Annotated in this window: 10 protein-coding genes and 7 pseudogenes; 13 read left to right on the top strand and 4 right to left on the bottom strand. The window is 68.4% G+C overall.

What is annotated here, in order from left to right; all coding sequences use genetic code 11:
- Positions 1–203 precede the first annotated feature (203 nt).
- From ABR737_RS05585 to ABR737_RS05595, 3 genes are all read left to right on the top strand, one after another.
- Complete coding sequence (locus ABR737_RS05585) at positions 204–1,748, top strand: FMN-binding glutamate synthase family protein (protein ID WP_350249076.1); 1,545 nt, start codon at positions 204–206, stop codon at positions 1,746–1,748.
- 154 nt (positions 1,749–1,902) lie between these two features.
- Complete coding sequence (locus tag ABR737_RS05590; protein ID WP_350249077.1) at positions 1,903–2,691, top strand: alpha/beta hydrolase family protein; 789 nt, start codon at positions 1,903–1,905, stop codon at positions 2,689–2,691.
- A gap of 93 nt (positions 2,692–2,784) precedes the next feature.
- Positions 2,785–3,507, top strand: coding sequence for an acyl-CoA dehydrogenase family protein (locus ABR737_RS05595; protein WP_350249078.1), 723 nt, complete (start codon positions 2,785–2,787; stop codon positions 3,505–3,507).
- A 194-nt stretch (positions 3,508–3,701) separates the two neighbouring features.
- On the opposite strand, the gene ABR737_RS05600 is transcribed toward ABR737_RS05595, so the two are convergent.
- Positions 3,702–4,682 (bottom strand): AraC family transcriptional regulator, encoded by a 981-nt coding sequence (locus ABR737_RS05600; protein ID WP_350249079.1) that lies wholly within the window; start codon positions 4,680–4,682, stop codon positions 3,702–3,704.
- Between the two features lie 525 nt (positions 4,683–5,207).
- Here ABR737_RS05600 and ABR737_RS05605 point away from each other — a divergent pair.
- The 6 genes and pseudogenes from ABR737_RS05605 to ABR737_RS05625 form a co-directional block, all read left to right on the top strand.
- A complete protein-coding gene (locus ABR737_RS05605) occupies positions 5,208–6,428 on the top strand; it encodes a styrene monooxygenase/indole monooxygenase family protein (RefSeq protein WP_350249080.1) in 1,221 nt (406 codons plus the stop codon).
- Between the two features lie 76 nt (positions 6,429–6,504).
- Positions 6,505–7,719: pseudogene (locus ABR737_RS05610) on the top strand (styrene monooxygenase/indole monooxygenase family protein); the annotation flags it as partial.
- Between the two features lie 69 nt (positions 7,720–7,788).
- Positions 7,789–8,229 (top strand): annotated as a pseudogene (locus ABR737_RS43890) (flavin reductase family protein); the annotation flags it as partial.
- Between the two features lie 85 nt (positions 8,230–8,314).
- Positions 8,315–8,509 (top strand): annotated as a pseudogene (locus ABR737_RS05615) (IS5/IS1182 family transposase); the annotation flags it as partial.
- A 10-nt stretch (positions 8,510–8,519) separates the two neighbouring features.
- A pseudogene (locus ABR737_RS43895) lies at positions 8,520–8,608 on the top strand (IS5/IS1182 family transposase); the annotation flags it as partial.
- Positions 8,609–8,647: 39 nt separating this feature from the next.
- A pseudogene (locus tag ABR737_RS05625) lies at positions 8,648–8,779 on the top strand (IS630 family transposase); the annotation flags it as partial.
- Between the two features lie 32 nt (positions 8,780–8,811).
- Here the strand turns inward: ABR737_RS05625 and ABR737_RS05630 are convergent.
- The 3 genes from ABR737_RS05630 to ABR737_RS05640 all read right to left on the bottom strand — a co-directional run bounded on the left by ABR737_RS05630 (position 8,812) and on the right by ABR737_RS05640 (position 12,711).
- Complete coding sequence (locus tag ABR737_RS05630) at positions 8,812–9,612, bottom strand: inositol monophosphatase family protein (protein ID WP_350256681.1); 801 nt, start codon at positions 9,610–9,612, stop codon at positions 8,812–8,814.
- Between the two features lie 56 nt (positions 9,613–9,668).
- Entirely contained in the window at positions 9,669–10,982 is a 1,314-nt protein-coding gene (locus ABR737_RS05635; RefSeq protein ID WP_350249082.1) for a cytochrome P450, read from the bottom strand.
- A gap of 283 nt (positions 10,983–11,265) precedes the next feature.
- A complete protein-coding gene (locus ABR737_RS05640) occupies positions 11,266–12,711 on the bottom strand; it encodes an oxygenase MpaB family protein (RefSeq protein ID WP_350249083.1) in 1,446 nt (481 codons plus the stop codon).
- A 510-nt stretch (positions 12,712–13,221) separates the two neighbouring features.
- Here ABR737_RS05640 and ABR737_RS05645 point away from each other — a divergent pair.
- From ABR737_RS05645 to ABR737_RS05660, 4 genes and pseudogenes are all read left to right on the top strand, one after another.
- Positions 13,222–13,485, top strand: a pseudogene (locus tag ABR737_RS05645) (transposase); the annotation flags it as partial.
- 18 nt (positions 13,486–13,503) lie between these two features.
- Positions 13,504–14,675, top strand: a pseudogene (locus ABR737_RS05650) (IS30 family transposase).
- A 483-nt stretch (positions 14,676–15,158) separates the two neighbouring features.
- On the top strand, positions 15,159–15,533 hold the full coding sequence (locus ABR737_RS05655) for a hypothetical protein (protein ID WP_350249084.1): 375 nt from the start codon (positions 15,159–15,161) through the stop codon (positions 15,531–15,533).
- 1,087 nt (positions 15,534–16,620) lie between these two features.
- Positions 16,621–16,833: a hypothetical protein gene (locus ABR737_RS05660; protein WP_350249085.1), complete on the top strand. Its 213-nt coding sequence runs from the start codon at positions 16,621–16,623 to the stop codon at positions 16,831–16,833.
- Positions 16,834–16,920: the final 87 nt, after the last annotated feature.

The raw sequence follows: 16,920 nt of genomic DNA on the forward strand, positions 1-16,920 counted from the left end.
GTGCATGCCCTGCCCAGCGCGCCTGGACCACCCACCGCTGGGAAGACCACCCCACCCGCGACCCGCTATCCATGCGAGCCCCTAATATCATTTGGCGTCCTCCGACGGACGCTGACGCCCGCTGGGTCGTGCCCGCCGTCCAACGCCGGCACGACGGCTCCGCCGCATGGCAATGGAGTCCAGCATCGAGGAGAGGAACGTTCATGCGCGCCCGGAGCATCGCCACGGCCACCGCAACAGCATTGGCGCTGGTGGCCGCTCGTGACCTTGTCCAGAAGAAGCACGCATTGCTCCGGAACTTTCCCGTGCTCGGGCACGCCCGGTACCTGTTGGAGACGATCGGTCCTGAGCTGCGGCAGTACATAGTGACCTCCAACGACGAGGAGCGCCCGTTCAGCCGCGACCAGCGCACCTGGATCTACGCGTCGGCGAAGGGGGAGAACAACTACTTCGGGTTCGGTACCGACAACGACGTCGAGCACATGCAGGGGCACGCCTACCTGAAGCAGCGCACCTTCGCCGGCACGCTGCCCGACGCGCACGACCCGCAGGCCCCACTGCCGTCGGCCAAGGTGCTGGGCGGGCCGCGCGGGCGCGCCAAGGCGTTCCGGCCGGCGAGCGTGGTGAACATCTCGGCGATGAGCTTCGGATCGCTCTCCGGCGCGGCGATCACGGCGCTCAACAAGGGGGCGGCGCTGGCGGGCACCCTGCAGAACACGGGCGAGGGCGGCCTCTCGCCGTACCACCGCAACGGCGGCGACCTCGTCCTTCAAATCGGTACGTCCTACTTCGGCTGCCGCAACGAGGACGGCAGCTTCAACATCGACAAGCTCAAGGACGTGGTCGCCGGCGCCCCGGTCAAGGCGATAGAGATCAAGCTCTCCCAGGGTGCCAAGCCCGGGCTGGGCGGAATGCTGCCGGGCGCGAAGGTGACCCCGGAGATCGCCGAGATCCGCGGCATCCCGCTCGGCGAGGACTGCGCCTCCCCGTCGCGACACACCGCGTTCAGTGACGTCGACTCGATGCTCGACTTCGTCGAACTGCTCGCCGCCGAGACCGGCCTGCCGGTCGGAATCAAGAGCGCGGTGGGAGAGATGGAGTTCTGGCAGGAGCTGGCCACGCTGATGGCGCGTGGTGACCGTGGTGTCGACTTCGTGACCATCGACGGCGGCGAGGGCGGCACCGGGGCGGCGCCGCTCACCTTCTCCGACTCGGTGTCGCTGCCCTTCCGGATGGGTTTCTCCCGGGTCTACGGCGTCTTCGCCGAGCAGGGGCTGACCGACGACCTGACGTTCATCGCCTCCGGCAAGCTCGGCCTGCCCGAGAACGCCGTGGTCGCCTTCGCCCTGGGTGCCGACATGATCAATGTGGCCCGTGAGGCGATGCTGTCGATCGGCTGCATCCAGGCGCAGAAGTGCCACACCGACAAGTGCCCCACCGGCATCGCCACCCAGAGCCCGTGGCTGGCCCGCGGCCTCGACCCGGCCTCGAAGGCCACCCGGGCCGCTGTCTACCTGCGCACCCTCCGCAAGGAGCTGACGAAGATCTCTGCGGCCGTCGGCGTCGCCCACCCGGCCCTCATCACGGCCACGGACATCGAGATCATGAACGGCGACTACGAGGCCCGTACCCTGGCCGGCGTCTACGGCTACAAGGACGGCTGGGGCGAGCTCGGCCCGCACCTCGCCGAGGAGATCACCGCACTGCTCACCACCGAGCAGTCCTCCGACCGGAAGCCGACCGCCTGACGCGCCGATCACGGCCCGCACCGCGCTCGCTGCTCCCCGGCCTGGCAGGCACCCGCCCTCGCCACTCCCCGGCCCGGAGCGCGCGCGTGGTGCCGGCCGGTGGCACCCTTGTCTTCCCTACTCCACGAACAGCCCCTGCCTAGGTGATCAGAACATGAGCGAAAAAGTGCGATTCCCGAGCGTCGTCGGCCCCGAACTGGCCGGAGCGATCGACCTGCCGGACGGCGAGATCCGCGGCTGGGGGATCTTCGTGCACGGATTCACGCTCGGCAAGGGCTCGCCGGCCGCCTCGCGCGTCAGCAAGCAGCTGGCACGCGAGGGGATCGGCATGCTGCGCTTCGACAACCTCGGGATCGGGGACTCCGACGGCGACTGGGGGGACGGTTCCTTCACCGTCAAGGTGCAGGACACGATCCGTGCCGCAGCCATGATGGCGGAGCGTGGGACTCCGGCAGACCTGCTGGTGGGGCACTCGTGGGGAGGCGCTGCCGTCCTGGCCGCGGCGGCCGAGGCCACCGGCGTCCGCGCGGTCGCCACGATCGGGGCGCCGGTCGATCCCAGCCACGTCGAGCGGCAGTACGACGCGGTCGTGGATCGCGTGCTCAGTGAAGGGGCGCACGAGTGGTTCGTCGGCGGGAGGACCCTGGTCCTCAAGCGTGCCTTCGTCGAAGACGTCCGCCGTGCTCACCTGCGGGATCGGATCGGCGAGTTGGACCTGCCGCTCCTCGTCCTGCATTCGCCGACCGACAACACCGTCGACATCGACAACGCGGGAGAGATCTTCCGCGAGGCACGACACCCGCGAAGTTTCGTCTCACTCGAAGGAGCAGACCATCTCCTGACCGCCCGAGGACAAGCACAGCGAGCCGCGCACATCATCAGTGCCTGGGCCGACCAGTACATCCACGGGTCAGGGTCCGCAGGAGACATCTCAGGTGGTTGAGCACGCGCTCGGATAGGTACGGGGTCAGGGTCGCGGGCGGGGCGGGCTTCCCGGCGGTGGGTGGTCCAGGCAGGTCGGAGCAGGCTGCGCACGGTGGGTGATGACGGCATCCGCGAGGCCGACGAAGGCGGCCATGACACTGGTGTGGTGTTCCTGAGCAGCGTGCGTGCCGGGAGGGTGCCCTGTCGGGGGCCCGACGTGCTCGGGCTGCGTGCGACGCACAGCATTGATTACCACTGCGCCGATGTGTTCGTCCCGGCGACGCACACGTATCTCGCCACGACGACGACCCCGGCCAACGGCGGCGCGATCTACCGCCTCGGATTGGTCAACATGTCCGCCATCGGACACACCGGTTGGGCGTTCGGTGTGGGGCGGCGCCTGCTCGATGAACTGAAGTCGGTCGCCGCGGCCAAATCCGGCACACCTAACGCCGCCGTCGACACCGCGCAGTTCCACGCGGAGTACGCGACCGCCGAAGCCAAGCTTCGTTCGGCACGGGCGTGGGCGATGGAGGTCTGGCGAGGTATCGAAGACACCCTGGATGCAGGCGAGTTGCCGAGTACCGAGCAGGACACTCTGCTCAGGCTGGCGCTCAACCACGCGACGTGGACCGTGCAGGACGTCGGTCAGACGGTGCACCGATGGGCGGGGACGGCGGCGATCCGGCGCGGACCGATCGACCGGTTTCTGCGTGATCTCGGCACAGGTACCCAGCACATCACGTCGAGCCCCACGGTCCTGCAGAACTGCGGGAAATGGCTCAGCGGCGCACAACCCCGAGCGCACTGGGAATTTCTCGACTTGACGCCGTGATCACCAGGTCGACGATTGCGCACCAGCACAAAAGGGAGCCGGCGTTCGCCCGGCTCCCCGGATTGCATGGTGCCTGCTGCGACGCCACCTTTGACTGAGGACGGACACGACGTCCTGCATCGTCCTGCCCTCCCTCCACCCACCGATCGGAGGGAGGGAGGGAGGGAGGGAGGGCAGGACGACCGATTTTCTCCCTATGCCCGCAGCGTCTCCGAAGGCGACTCCCCGAACCGTTGGCGGTACGCGAGTGAGAAACGGCCCGGGTGCAGGAAGCCCCACCGGGAGGCGACGGCGGTGACGGTGGCGGCACCCGGGTCGAGGGCCAGGAGTTCCTTGCGTACGCGATCCAGTCGGACCTCGCGCAGGTACGCGAGCGGTGTCGTGTCGAGGTGCCGGCGGAAGCCGTCCTGAAGGGCCCGTACGCCGACACCGACGCATTCCGCGATCTCCGCGACCGTGAGCGGCTCGCCGGCATGTCCCTCGATGACCTCCATGGCGCGGCGAACCGCGGGCGGGGCGACGCGCGGCTGCTCGCCGAACAGCGCCGACGAGTAGTTGTTGGGCTGGGCCATCAAAAGCTGGGTCATGAGGAGCGATTCAAGCTGTTTTGTCACGAGGGGCTGGCTTGTCATCCCACCGGGCCCCTCCGCCTCCCGGCGCATGAGGTCGACGATGTTGAGCCAGGACCGGGAGGCCGGGGTGGTGAGGTTCATGCCGAGCGAGAAGAAGATCGGGCGGCGCACGGCGCGGCCGAGCAGACTGCCCAGGTGCGATTCCAGCGACGATCGGTCGAACCACACGATCAGTTGCGGATTGCCGTCACCCCAGCGCATGTCCAACTTTCCGGTCGGAGAGGGGACAGAAGCGAGTTCCGGGGAGGAAATGATCTCCTCGCGGCCGCAGGTGATTTCGGCGTAACCGGCGAGCGGGATCTGGACAAGGAAAAAGCTCTCCAGATCGCCCGGCGTAATCCGGACTTCCGTTCCGTAATCGAGGTAATAGAGACCTGTCCGGTCGAAGGGCGCGCCGTGCAGCCGGGCGTCGAGTGTCGCCGAGCGCCGCATGATGCGCAGGTCATGCGGACAGAAGGCGCGGCCGACCTCGGCCCGCGCCTCCCAAATGTCTGTTGTATGGAACCGCTGGTGATTTGCGAGGGGGGACTCTTCAGCGGGCATAGGAACCTCCACCGCCGAGATGCGCGATCGGGACAGCAACCCGCGTGATCCGGATAGCGCAGGTGATCTTGCCATACCAAGATTGATGCCTGACCGCCGCGGCCCCGAGAGAATCCTGGGAATCAACAATGCAGGGAGTGCCGGGCCGGACTGCGCTCGTCAAAGGCGGAGTCACGCCCAGCGGACGGCCCCTCGCATGCGCGCTGCGCGGATTACGCGCGACCGGCGCGGCGTGGGGCGCCAAGGCCGTACCCTCGCATGTCGCGGCACCCTTGCCGCTGCTGCCCCGGCTCGCCGATTCGGCCGGGCCTCGCTAGCCGGCCGGGTCACCCGGGTCCCATCCCCCGGTCCTACGGGTGCCCCGGCCTCCCGCGGCTGCCCGCCGGCCCCCTCCGGCGGGCAGCCGCATTCCGCACAGCCGCCCCCCACTCGTTGGCGTCGCCACGTGCCGAAGCGCTGCACAGCGCACGGCACTGCAAGGTGCTGTTCACAAACCGCTCACCCCAACCCCCGGAGTTCCCCCTCATGCGCAAGATCACCATCGTCGGAGCCGGCCAGGCCGGTCTCCAGCTCGGCATCGGCCTGGTCGACCGCGGTTTTGACGTCACCGTCGTGTCCAACCGCACCGGAGACCAGATCCGCGAGGGCCGGGTGATGTCCAGCCAGGCCATGTTCGGCACCGCGCTGGCCCACGAGCGCAACCTCGGCCTCGACTTCTGGGGCGACGCCTGCCCGTCGATCGACGGTCTCGGCGTGAGCATCGCCGACGGCCAGGGCGGCCGGGCGCTCTCCTTCGGCACCCGCCTCGAGGCCACCGCCCGCTCCATCGACCAGCGCGTCAAAATGCCACTCTGGATGGGCGAGTTCGCGCGCCGCGGCGGCCGTCTGGAGCTCTGCGAGGCCGGCATCGAGGACCTGGAACGCTACGCCGCCGAGTCCGACCTGGTGATCGTCGCGGCCGGCAAGGGCGAGATCGCCGGGCTGTTCGAGCGGGACGCCATGCGTTCCCCGTACGACGCTCCCCAGCGCGCGCTGGCCCTGGCGTACGTCACCGGCATGGCTCCGCTGCCCGACCGCCCCGGCGTCAGCTTCAACGTCATCCCCGGTATCGGTGAGTACTTCACCATGCCCAGCCTCACCACCAACGGTCCCTGCGACATCATGTTCTTCGAGGGCATCCCGGGCGGCCCGCTCGACTGCTTCGACGGGCTCACCCCCCACCAGCAGCTGGCCAAGTTCCAGGAACTGCTGCGGACGTACGTTCCGTGGGAGGCCGAGCGCTGCGCCGATGTCACGCTCACCGACGCGAACGGCACCCTCGCGGGCCGCTTCGCGCCGACCGTCCGCAAGCCCGTCGCCACGCTGCCCTCCGGGGCGCAGGTGCTCGGCCTCGCCGACGTCGTCGTCCTCAACGACCCGATCACCGGCCAGGGGTCCAACAACGCCGCGAAGTGCGCGGCCTCCTACCTCGCCACCATCCTGGACCACGGCGAGCGCCCGTACGACGCCGCGTTCATGGAGCTGGCCTTCGGCCGCTTCTGGGACGACGCGCAGTCTGCCACCACATGGACCAACGCGATGCTCGGTGCCCCGCCGCAGCACGTCCTGGAGCTCTTCGGCGCGGCGAGCGCCAACCCCCGTATCGCCGCCCGCTTCGTCAACGGCTTCGACGACCCGCGCGACTTGTTCCACTGGTTCATGGACCCGGTTGCCGCGAAGAACTACCTGACGGAGGTCGGCGCCTGAGCTCCCCGTCAAGGACGGACCAGCGAACTGACGCTACGTCAGCGATAGATACGTAACGAGAGCAGGACAGCAGGGCATGAGAAGGATCGCGGTGGTCGGAGCCGGGCAGGCGGGTGCCCAACTCGCTCTGGGGCTCCAGGCGCACGGTTATGACGTCACCTTGGTCACCGACCGCGGCCCCGACGAGATACGTCGCGGCCCGGTCATGTCCAGTCAGTGCATGTTCGACACCGCGCTGCAGAGTGAGCGCGAACTCGGGCTGCACCACTGGGAGGACCAGGCCCCGGACATCTCCGCCATCGCGCTCTCTCTCATCGGTCCGCACGGTACTCCGGACGTCTCCTGGCGTGCGCCGCTGGAAGCCCCTGCCCACTCCGTCGACCAGCGGGTCAAGTGTGCCGCCTGGATCGAGCAGTTCGCGGACGGCGGCCGCGGCGAGATCGTGCTGCACGAGGCGGGCGTCAACGACCTCGAATGGTACGCCCGTACGCACGATCTCGTCGTGGTCTCCACGGGCAAGGGCGAGCTGAGCCAACTTTTCCCGCGCAACTCCGAACTCTCCCCGTACGACCGGCCGCGCCGTGCGCTGGCCCTGACGTATGTCACGGGAACGGCTCCGCGGGAGGGGGAGGACGCCGTCCACTACCGTCTGGTCCCCGGCGTCGGCGAGTACTTCTCCTTCCCGGCCCTCACCACTACCGGACCCTGCGACATCATGGTCTTCGAAGGTGTCCCCGGCGGTCCGATGGACTGCTGGGACGACATCCGCACGCCTGAGGGCCACCTCACCCGCTCACTGGAAATCCTCCACCGGTTCTTCCCCGACGAATACGAGCGCTGCCGGCACGCCCGGCTCACCGACAGCGGCGGCGTGTTGCGCGGCAGGTTCACTCCGACCGTCCGGCACCCCGTCGCCCGCCTGGCCTCCGGCCGGCACGTCCTCGGCATGGCCGACGCCGTCGTCCTCAACGATCCGATCACCGGCCAGGGTTCGAACAACGCGGCCCAGGCCGCGACCCACTACCTCGACAGCATCCTCCGCCACGGCACCGGCGAGTTCACCCCGCAGTGGATGCAACGCACCTTCGACAACTTCTGGCGCGGCTGGGCTCAGTGGGCCGTCGGCTGGACCAACTCCCTCCTGACCGACCTGAGTCCCCATCACCGCGACCTCCTGACCGCGGGGGCCGAAATCCCCTCGGTCGCCGGCGCCCTCGCCGCCGGGTTCGACGACCCGCGCACCCTCTACCGCTGGTGGTTCGAGGAGCCCGAGGCACACCGCTTCCTCGCCGAGAAGCGTGCCCAACACGCCGCCCACTTCGACGGCCGCGATCTGCGCCGCGCACTGGGCCAGTACGCCACCGGCGTGACCGTGGTGACGGCCCGCGCCCCCGACGGCCGCAACGTCGGCATGACCGCCAACTCCTTCACCTCCGTCTCGTTGGACCCGCCCCTCGTCCTGTGGTGCCCCGGCAAAAACAGCCCGAGCCTCCCGGACTTCACCGACGCCTCGCACTTCGCCGTCCACGTACTGGCCGCCGACCAGCACCACCTCTCCCGCCAGTTCGCCACCCCGGCCGACGACAAATTCCGCGGTACCCCCACCACCCCCGGCATCGCCGGCACCCCCCTCCTGGAGGGCGCGGTCGCCCGCTTCCAATGCCGCACCGTCCAACGCCTCGACGCCGGCGACCACGTCATCTTCCTCGGCGAGGTCGAAGAGTACGAGGCCGACGGCGGCGCCCCTCTGGTGTTCCACTCGGGGTACTACCACGTGGCGACGAAGCATCCCGATCTGTGAACGAGCCTGCGGATCCGGTCCGTTCTCCTGCACGTGGGAGAGAGAGATCCCGAGGTTGTCCTATGCCACCGGACTTCCCCTCTGCGCGGGCTGCACCTGGAGGCAACTGCCTCCTGTCTTCGGTCCGTGCCGGTAGACGGCCTAACGGCGTTTCGCCCAGTGGAGCCGAGACCTGGTCTGGGCCCGGCTCCACCGTGTCGTCCTCGACGAACCCGGGGCAAGAGGCGAGCTGGACCGGTCGCGATGCGCGATCGACTCCGTCAGCATCAGAGCGGCAAAAAAACTGAAATGTCCTGCGGGATTGCCGACTCAAGGGAAGCGGCATCCACCAGGCCATGCTCGGCATCGCCCGACTCGCAATCCAGCCCTCACAGGATGAGCTGGCCTCGGCTCACGGTGCCCCGGGCCCTGCACGCCTTCCTACCTACGCTGGCGCAACGCCAACGCCCGCCACCCCGACGTCCTCGCAGCCCAACGCCGAGAACGTGCCCGGATCCGCAGCGAGAAAGACATCCGCTGGGGCGGCAGGCCCCTCCAAGCCGCAGCGTGACCCAGTTCGGCGAAACCATGCGGTCACAGCACCTAGCTTCGGCTGCGCACCATCGACATCAACAGGCCGTGAGTCTCGTCGTCGGCGGTGACCACAAGCCCACGGCCTGCCTCACCAATGGGGGCACCGTCGATCCCGGTGACAACACAGCCAGCAGCCCGGCACAAAGCGATGCCGGCAGCGAAGTGCACGCTCCCGGCGAGGTCACCGCCATCGGTGACATACGCGGCGCGCTTACCGGCAGCGACCCAGGCCAGCGCCAGGGTCGTGGACACGACCCGCGGCCGGAAACGCTCGACGAACTCAGGGTGGGCCAGCAGATCCACAGCCCGGAATCCGGGCGCACACGGGAACGGCGGATCCAGGTTGACGTCCACCAATCGGGAAGCGGGCGTGGGAGTCAGCAGTGCGTCGTCTGCCCCGTCATGCCGCACCCAGGCGGACTCCCCATCAGTGAAGAAGACCTCGCCGCTGAACGGGTCGGCCACCGCTGCCGCCCCATCGCGCAGCGCCACGTTGACGGCCACCAGCATGTTGCCGACGGCGTAGTTCAGCGTGCCGCACAGGGGGTCCACCAGCCACTGGCGCACAGCGTCGGCGCCACCCTGTTGCCCGCCTTCCTCTCCGAGCACCGCATCATCGGGCCGTAGGGCACGGATGACGCCGAGGATCACCGCCTCGGCCTCCACATCGGCGGCGGTGGCAAAGTCCCCGGCACCCTTGTCGATGCGGGTGAGCCGCCGGCCGTACATGTTGCGGACCACATCCGCGCCGGCACGCGCCCCGGCTATCGCGACTTCAGCATCGTCAGAACTCGCGTATGAGTTGATCACGTCGTGCAGACTATCGAGGCGAGCCACCACCCCGGCGGACCTTCTCGGTCAGAGCACTAGAGGCCCCGTGGCCGCACCATCATCCGGATCCCGTCCCGTGCCCACAGCACGAACCGTTCCACCGGCGTCACCTCGTGCCCCGGCGCGGGCCGGAAGCGCAGGCGCTTGAGGAGGACGGCCAGAACGAGCTGGGCCTCGACCGTGGCCAAAGCGGCGCCCTCGCAGCTGCGTGGCCCGATCCCGAAGGGGATATACGCGAGCCGCGGCCGCTGGGCCACCTCCTGCGGCGTGAACCGTTCGGGGTCGAACCGCTCCGGCTCGGGCCAGTGCTCAGGGTTCAGGTGCACCGCCCAGAACGGATAGAACACCGTCGTCCCGGCCGGGATCTCGTACGGGCCCAGAACCAGGTCCTCGGTCGTCTCGCGTGCGCCGTACGGGCCGGGCGGGAACAGGCGCATCGACTCCTTGAGCACCATGTCCAGATACGTGAGCCGCCGCAGATCACCGTAATCGGGCGTGGCACGCTCGCCCAACACCTGGTCCAGTTCGGCGGCGACGCGCTCGGCTACGTCCAGATGGCGGCCCAACAAGTGCAGTGTCCACGAGACGGCGACGCCGGTGGTGTGGTGAGCGGCGAGCAGCGTCATCATCACGGTGTCCCGGATCCGCGCCGGGGTCTGACCGGCCTCGACGAGCGCCCCGATCAGGTCGCTGCGGTCGGTGCGGCCGCCCGGGCGGTGCGCCGCCACCACGCGGTCGACCGTCGCGCGCAGATAAGCAAGGGCCGCCTCGGCCCGCTCTGCCGAGCACGGGTCGGCCCGCGGCACCTGGTAGAGCCGCCCGAGGTGCTCGGTGAGCACCTCCTCGAATGCGGCGACGACACGGTCCGTGTCGGTTTCCGCGCCACCGAGTGCGAACCCGCAGATCATGCGGAGCGACAATGCGGTCAACTCCTGCTGCAGTTCGACGGGTTCGCCGTCGGCCTGCCCCGCCCAGCGGTCCGCGAGCTCGCCCGCCAGCTCGGTGAAGCGCGCGAAGTGCCGCTCGTGAGCCGGTCGTCCGGCGAGCACCGAGAGCAGTAGTCGGCGCCAGGGGGTGTGCTCGTCGGCGGGTAGCACTTGCAGGTTCCCGGCCTCACACAGCGGATCCAGGAACGCGAACAGTTCCTCGGGCCGCGTGTCGAAGTGCGCCGTGGCCTCCAGAAGCACGGGATCGGCGACCGACACAGCCGTGTCCGCGCCCGGCAGTTGGAAGCGCACGACGGGGCCGTACGCCTCGTGCAGGCGCAACTGGTACCGGTGCAGCCCGCCCGCAGCCGCAACAGCGCTCAGCCCGCCGTCCTCCTGGTGCTCGGGTCCGGGGATGTGCATCACGGTGCCTCCTGTCCCAAGTCCTGCCCTTGAGTCCGTCCGAGAGCGCGGCCCTCAACTCGCCCTTGTGTCAGCCGGTTTCCCCTTCCCCGCTCCCTACCCACGGCGGGGCCCGTGCCCGCACCGGCCTCGGCGAACATTTCATGGATCGCGGAGGTCCTTGCGCATCTGCACCGGGCTGGTGTCGCCGTGGTGGGGCAGCGCGATGACGGCCTGCGAAGCAGGCGCGCCCGCCCACATCAGTGGCTGCCCGCTGCCCCCGGCACTTCGCGTGCATCTGCCGCTACGGGCGCCCGAGGAGTTGACTGCCGGCCGTGCTGTCGGCGCGGGCGGTGAAGTAGTCGGTGAAGGCCTGGACGAATTCGTCTTCGGTGATGCGGCCGTCTCCATCGTGGTCGATCTGGCGGAAGCCGTGGTTGAGTTCGGCGGGGTGGACCCGGGAGCCGCCGAAGATCGTGCGGTACTCATCGGCACACAGATGTCCGCTGCCGTCGGTGTCCGCAGCGTGGAAGATCGCCCGCACCGCGACATGCAGCCCTTGCTCGAGATAGGCCGGCCCGGCGTCGATCCCGGTGAGCATGGCGGTGACGAACTCCTCGCAGGTCAGCTGTCCGTCGTCGTCAGCATCCATGCCGGTCCGCAGGTGCTGCCACCAGGTCTCGAAGGCGGCGTAGACACGGGCTTCGCGCTCAGGGGTGAGCTCGAGCGGCCAGCACACGTTGTGCGCCATGGCCTGCAGATCGGTCGAGTTGATGCGGCCGTCGCCGGTCTGGTCGAGAACCTGGCGGAAGAAGGTCCGCATACGCGCCGGGCGGGAATCGGCACCCTTGCGGCGGCGAGGTGCGGGAATCCGGACGGGGCTCGCCTCCGGCGGGGAAGGACGGTCGGTGGAGGCGGTGGAAGGCTGCGGGGCCGAGGAGTTGCCGGTCGGCGGCGTGCGGTAGCGGCGGTGCTCGGGCAGCGCGTTCATCAGCACGCGCATCCCACGGTGCAGGAGGAAGGACAGCAGGGCCGCGCGGCGGGTGCGGGGCAAGTTGAAGCGCTCGCGGAAGGCTTCCGGCAGGTCCGCGATGGTCAGCGCACCGATCACGTAGGCAGTCACCGTGCGCACAAGCGGCCAGGCCGGCTTCAGGCGGCCGAGGCGGCGCGGTGCGGGCGCTTCACGGAGCATGTCGAAGAGCAGGTAGCGCACGGGTTCGCTGTATTCGAGGCGCTCGCGAATGGTGCGGTCCATATACGCGGGAACGTCCGCGGCCGTGGCCGGGAGCAGGTCGTCGGAGAGACCGAACTCGGCACACACCGCACGGAATTCTCCGTACATCTGATCCAGCTCAGGCGGTGTCAGCGGGCGTCCGGACAGTTCCCGCATCGCCGTCATGCACTCGTACAAGGTGACCAGTACCCACACCCGCACCGCCGGGTCCAACGCGGTGAACGGCCTGCCCTGCTCGTCGGTCCCGGCCAGACGACGGTGCGTGCGTTCCAGACGGGCCACCTCACGGCGTAGCCCTTCACGGTCGGAGAAGAACAGCCGCTTCCCGCTGTCCATGGTGTGCTCGACACGCCGCCACGGATGCGCGCGGTAGGTGGAGAAGTGGGCCATGCCGGCCGCGACCGCCGGATCCGCGGTCTGCAGAACCAGCAGCCGCCAAGCCACCAACCCGATCCGCCACTCCCCCAGCGTGCGGCGCAGCAGCGAATCAGGACCAGGAAGATCAGCGGCAGCCAAGGGGACGTCTCCTCAAGCACGTGTACAGGAATGAGCAAAGGACGCCCGAAGAGCGATCATCCGGCTATCCGCCCAGCCCAACGGCCCTACCGGAATCCGGGAGCGGCCAGGTTCCCGAATTCACCCATCCGAGACACGCCACAGGGTCGCCAACACCGCCCCGGAGCCACCGCTCATGGTGCCTTGTCGACGCGGTCATGACCGATGCCGAGTGGCAGTCGTAGCCGATGACCAATCGGTCGGGCATTGAGGGTTCTTGAAACGACCCGGCTGCGGTGCCGGGCGGCTGGCCCGGCAGCTCGGCCTCGTCACCGGCCATATGGCACCCTTGTGGGGCTGAACGGGGAGCGTGGAGGACGCTTCCAGGGCGCCGGAGTTCTCGGGGGGGGGGCGAAGGGCTACGACCAGCTTCGTCGCGGGAACTTCCCGTGCCGCAGGCAACGCCTAGGCCGTTTCTGATGGCTCTTGCTGGGGTGGTGGATCAGTGCTCCGGCTGGGCAGTTGGGTCTTATGGTGCGGCGACATGAGCTCACGGACGCGCAGTGGCAGAAGATCGAGGCTTTACTGCCCGCCGACGGCAAGCCCGGCGGGCAGCGGGCCGATCACCGCAAAGTGATCAACGGGGTGCTGTTCCGGGCCCGCACCGGCGTGCCCTGGCCAGACCTGCCCGAACGCTACGGCCCCTGGCAGACCGTTTACGAACGGCACCGCCGCTGGTCGGCTGACGGAACCTGGCAACACATCCTGACTGATTTGCAGTTCGATGCTGACGCCGCCGACCCCGACGGAACCCTGACCAAGGACCTGGAGAAAAAAAGCGTGCAGCGCCGGCAGGAACTCCAAGCCGAGCGGGAGGAATACTTCCGGCTCGTGCAGATCGGGCTGACCAACGAGAGGCAAGCCGACACGTCGGCGTCCATGAACGGACCGGTCGCGAATGGCGAAACGGCCGGACCGACCCGAGGCGGCGGCGGGCTCGGGCTCTTGCGGAGCAGGAGTCCGAGCCTTCGCCGACGAGGTACCTGCGGGAATGCGAGCGGCTTCACATGGCCGACCGGCTGCGGGAGAAGGCGTCCGTCCGTGCGATCGCCGCCGAGCTGGGCCGCAGCCCGTCCACGATCAGTCGTGAAATACGCCGCAACGGCATGCCTTTGCGCGGTGACCGCACCCGATGGGCCTACCGTCCCCACGCCGCCCAGCGCCGGGCCGATGCCCGCCGGACCCAGCCCAAACCCAGCAAGATCGGCCAGGTCACCGAACTGCGGGACTTCATCCAGGCCCACTTGGCCATGCGGTGGAGCCCGGAACAGATCTGTCACGCTCTTCGCAGACGGTTCCCCGACCGGCCGGAGATGCACGTGGTCCACGAGACGATCTAACAGGCCCTCTACGTACAAGGCCGCGGGGAACTGCGCCGTGAGCCGGCCAGAGCTCTGCGCACGGGACGGGCTCGGCGCAAGCCGCACCGCCAGGCCGCTGCCCTGCAGCCACGCTTCTCCCACCCCATGGTCGTGATCAGCGAGCGGCCCGCCGAAGCGGACGACCGGGCAGTGCCCGGCCACTGGGAAGGCGACCTGATCATCGGCAAGGACAGCGCCTCCGCCATCGGCACCCTGGTCGAGCGGGCCACCCGTTACGTCATGCTCCTCCACCTGCCCCAGGGCCGTGGCGCCCAAGACCTCAGCATGGCCTTGCAGACCACCGTCCAGGCCCTGCCGCGGCAGCTGACCAAGTCCCTGACCTGGGATCAAGGCTCAGAGGTGGCCGCCCACCATGCCTTCACCGCCGCCACGGACATTCCGGTCTACTTCTGCGACCCAGCCAGCCCCTGGCAGCGCGGATCGAACGAGAACGCCAACGGCCGGCTGCGGCAGTACTTCCCCAAGGGCACCAACCTGGCCGTCCACCCCCGCGAGCACCTGGAAGCCGTCGCCGCCGAACTCAACAGCCGAGCGCCTGCATAAACAGCTCGCAGCCTCATCAACCAACCACGTGTTGCAACGACCCCCGGAATTCGCCCAGTCCGGCAAGGCTTCGTCGTCTCACCCGCTCTCACACAGGGATCACCAACTGCGTGGACGGACGCCGTCATCGCCGACGCCGTACGTCACGCCGGCCCAGCCCTTGTGCACGAACTCAACGCCGTGGCCACCGCCACGGCACCCGGCGATGCTGCCGCAGCATCCAAACTCATTTCGCCTTCGTCGGATACTTGCTGCGCGCGGAGCACCCTGCCGCCCCGTTCGGTCTGTTTGCCGAGGCGGCGATACCTGCTTCCGGCCGCGGACAACGGTCTGCAGGGGCCACCGCCGTGGCCCGGGCCGACAGACTTGGCTGACCGGCAGCATCACCACCCTGGAGATGGCCGGCACCCCTGTCCCTTCCCGGGGCCTGGCCCGCCACCTTGCCGGGTCTCCCCGGACCTCGACGCACGCACCGTCTGCGCCATGTTCGACGAACTGCTCGCCCATGACCTGATGCCCGAGCACCATCGCCTCCCGGCCTCCGCGGGAAGAGACACCGCAGGGCGCCGGCAGAACAGATGGGCGAGCGCGGGGACGTCCCGCACCCACTGGCAGTGGACCTACGCCTGGATACCGAGGTGCAGCTGCCCCACACGATCGCCTGGGAAGCCAAGCCACCGCGACCGTGCTGGCCCGGCTCATGCCATCCCCCACGTCACCCCCGCCTGGCAGACCTACCGCCACCCCTTCCTGGAGCACTACGGGCCGCGCGTGCTGGTCCCGCTTCTGGAGTGCAACGACCCAGTCACCGCCATTGACCTGCCGGACGGCTTCCACGCATCCACGAGCGCTGCATGAGCGCCTTAGGCCGAATCCGATGCGTAGGGTTGACCAGTTGATCCTGGCATGTATTCTCTAATTGAGAGACCGCATTGTTTAGGAAGACCTCGGTAGGCCTCGGAGGGATCCTTGTTATACCGGTTAGGTTGGCAGTTGCAAGCCCTTCACGGGGTATACGTCTTCATCATAGAGCTCGTCCATGACCGCATAGCTGCTGAATTGATCACCCCTCCCTCGGCGCACCAGAGGGACGATCACGTAAAGATATCCTCAGGCAATCTGGAGTACAGACATTGGGACGTGACTTGCTGTACCGATATGCGCCACAATACCCTTGAGGGTTTTGCTAATAATTGCGTAGAGTCTGCCACTTACTCAAGGCTCGAAAAATTCACACCCATTCCCCGACGGCGTAAATGGCCAATAAACCGTGTCGCTAGCCAGATGAATTCCCAGCGCATGGCTGAGCGAATCTCATCGTGCTCGGTTCGGGCGCGGGCGGGACCCATAATGCAACGAAGCCCCTCGATGTCGCATGGAGAGTCAACAACCGTGCAACACCAGGAGTTTCGCCGGTCACCTAAAGCTCCATTTTCGATGTCCTCTCCGACTGGTTCCTGACGAGAGAACCTGACCGTCGCCCGAAGGGGTGACGCGGGCGGTATCCGGCGGTGGCGCCGTGGAGTCAGGCGCTCGTGTTGCCGATCTTCCTCGCCAAGGGCGCGACACCTTTTGAACAGCCCGGATGCCACTTCGGGGTCGGCACCTAGACCACCTGCCGCTTCGTCAACGAGGGCATCGATGCCCTCGCCGCGCCGGCCCCAGCCTGGCCGACCCCTCGCGCCAACGGGGAAGAGCGGCGCCTGCTGCTGGACAGCACCTTGATGTCCGCCTGGCGCTGCAGCAGCCTGGCCACCGAGGCCAAACACCGCCAACTCGGCATGCACGTGCAGGCGCTGACCACCACCGGGAGAGGCTGGTCTCCCTCGGCGAGGCCCGGGCCTGCTCCATGCACGACCTGACCGCCGCACGCGCCGATGACACAGGACGCGGAGATCACCGTCGACTCCGGCACCAAGGCGCCAACGGCATCTTCCACACCCCGATGAAGCGCCCCAAGGGCAAGAGCCACAACGGCTGGGAGAAGCTGGCCAACACCGGCCTTGCGCGCCTGCGAGCCCCCGCAGAGCGGCCCTTCGCCCACCTCAAGAGCCGGCGCGTGCTGCACAAGATCCGCACCAGCTTCGGACGGGCCACCGCCCTGCTGCACGCGCCCCTCGCCGACAACCAGCAACAGCGCTCACTCGCAAGGACGTAGATGAGATCTGCTCACTGAAACCCTATTAGTCATCGCTGGCGACCCGGTGTCGCAGCTCTCTGATTGCCGTCAGCCGAGGCCATGATG

Origin of the sequence: Streptomyces sp. Edi2 (genome assembly GCF_040253635.1) — a bacterium.
GTDB lineage: Bacteria > Actinomycetota > Actinomycetes > Streptomycetales > Streptomycetaceae > Streptomyces.

Excerpts from the sequence above, each read along its gene's own strand:
- ABR737_RS05655 (WP_350249084.1), top strand. The coding sequence starts at position 15,159 with ATGTTCGACGAACTGCTCGCCCATGACCTGATGCCCGAGCACCATCGC.
- ABR737_RS05600 (WP_350249079.1), bottom strand. The coding sequence starts at position 4,682 with ATGCCCGCTGAAGAGTCCCCCCTCGCAAATCACCAGCGGTTCCATACA.
- ABR737_RS05660 (WP_350249085.1), top strand. The coding sequence starts at position 16,621 with ATGAAGCGCCCCAAGGGCAAGAGCCACAACGGCTGGGAGAAGCTGGCC.
- ABR737_RS05635 (WP_350249082.1), bottom strand. The coding sequence starts at position 10,982 with ATGCACATCCCCGGACCCGAGCACCAGGAGGACGGCGGGCTGAGCGCT.
- ABR737_RS05590 (WP_350249077.1), top strand. The coding sequence starts at position 1,903 with ATGAGCGAAAAAGTGCGATTCCCGAGCGTCGTCGGCCCCGAACTGGCC.
- ABR737_RS05585 (WP_350249076.1), top strand. The coding sequence starts at position 204 with ATGCGCGCCCGGAGCATCGCCACGGCCACCGCAACAGCATTGGCGCTG.
- ABR737_RS05605 (WP_350249080.1), top strand. The coding sequence starts at position 5,208 with ATGCGCAAGATCACCATCGTCGGAGCCGGCCAGGCCGGTCTCCAGCTC.